This window comes from Alcanivorax sp. HI0044 (assembly GCF_001634945.1).
Genome location: NZ_LWEZ01000754.1, coordinates 1 through 273, shown reverse-complemented (window position 1 = coordinate 273; position 273 = coordinate 1). Strand labels below are relative to the sequence as shown.

Genomic DNA, 273 nt, shown 5'->3' with positions numbered 1-273 from the left:
ACAGAGGTACCACCAAGTGACGGTATTCTTTCGACACAGCAAGCATTTGCTCGCCTCGCTGGCACTGTTCAGCGTACTGGGGCTAATGCTGGCCATGCGTCCCACCCCCTCCGCCATGGAGCGCGTTATCGCCCGTGGGGAGCTGGTGGTGCTAACCCGCCCGTCCAACACGACCTATTACGAAGATCAGCACGGTTTCACCGGCATGGAATACGAACTCGCCAAAGGGTTCGCTGACAGCCTGGGGGTAGAACTGCGCATCCTCGAATCCGA

The 273-nt window shown here is 59.0% G+C and carries 1 pseudogene; it reads left to right on the top strand.

Annotated features, from left to right (window positions below):
* Window positions 1-16: 16 nt before the first annotated feature.
* Window positions 17-273, top strand: a pseudogene (locus A3730_RS09045) (lytic transglycosylase F); the annotation flags it as partial.